Origin of the sequence: Paractinoplanes toevensis (assembly GCF_018332695.1) — a bacterium.
Lineage (GTDB): Bacteria > Actinomycetota > Actinomycetes > Mycobacteriales > Micromonosporaceae > Actinoplanes > Actinoplanes toevensis.
This window is the reverse complement of sequence record NZ_BOQN01000266.1, coordinates 1-1,141: the sequence shown is the minus strand read 5'-3', so window position 1 is coordinate 1,141 and position 1,141 is coordinate 1. Positions and strand designations below refer to the sequence as shown.

General features: G+C 67.7%; 2 protein-coding genes. Both read right to left on the bottom strand.

Features of this window, described 5'->3' with window-relative positions; all coding sequences use genetic code 11:
* Positions 1-155 precede the first annotated feature (155 nt).
* A complete protein-coding gene (locus Ato02nite_RS51130; RefSeq protein WP_246608272.1) occupies positions 156-953 on the bottom strand; it encodes an adhesin in 798 nt (265 codons plus the stop codon).
* 39 nt (positions 954-992) lie between these two features.
* Positions 993-1,141: peptide deformylase (locus Ato02nite_RS51125; protein WP_213013990.1), on the bottom strand; the 149-nt coding region annotated here is incomplete at its 5' end.

The window sequence follows — 1,141 nt, the reverse complement described above, 5'->3', positions numbered from 1 at the left end:
TCCGCAGCGCGTGGCCGGGGTCTGGGGCAGCGCCCCAGAAGCGATCCGCACCGCACAGCCGGGTCTTGGGGCAGCGCCCCAGAAAGAACCGCAAGCAACCCACCAAAACGATCCGCAGCGCGGTCCGAGGCAGCGCCCCCGGCGGAACTAGACCCTCAGGAAGCGAGAATCGTCAGAACGATCGGCTCGCTGCGCAAAGTCCCCAACCGAGCCCGCAAATCGAACTGCCCCTGAGGCGGCGTAGGCCCAGAAGCCGCATTCCCAGCACAACTACTCGACTGCCGCCCGTTCCAGCTGACCTTGTAAGTGCGAGCATCCCCCGGCGCGAACTGCCGGACGTCGCTGCCTTTCTGGTCGCTGCACTTGTCGGAAGACCAGTACTGCCGGCCGCCGGAATCGATGTAGAGCTCCTGCGGCCCGGCACCCACATCGCGGCTGCAGGTGCGGGTGCCCGTGTTCTTCACGGTAAGGGACAACTCAACCGTGGCCCCGCGCTTGAACGTGGTCGGGCTGGCCGCCGGGACCACGGTCATCTCGGTATCGGCGCAGGAACCGTCGGCGGGCACGGTCACGTTGGTGTTCTGCCCGTTGTCGGCGGAACCGCTGCCGCTGCCGTCGTCGACGCCCGGAGTCTTGGACTCGAGGTCGCCGAGGGCGGGCAGCGACGGCCCATTGCCGCCGGGGACACCGTCCAGGAAGGTCGGCTCGGTCGACGGGGAGCCGGAGTCGGTTGCCGGCGCTGGGGTGGGCAGTTGCGACGACGGCGACGCGCCTTTGCCGCGCTGGTCGTCCTTGTCGTCACCGGAGCAGGAAACGAACAGCACGATGATGCCGAGCAGCACTGCACCCAGCACGACCGCACGACGCCGCCAGTAGACGGCGGGAGGGAGGGAACCAACCGTCGTTCGCATGATGGGGCCACCGTAAACCCGGACGAGCGGGACCACCGACACGACGCGCCGGGTATGCGACACGTACTCGGATAACGCTCGTTAGAGATAGACCTTGCGCTGGTATATGGCGTGCGCTCCGGCGACCCGGTCGAGGAAAAGATTGCCGGCGCAGTGGTCGATCTCGTGTTGCAGGGCGCGGGCCTCGAAGGCGTCGGTGGTGATGGTGACGGCTTCGCCGGTGCCGGGCA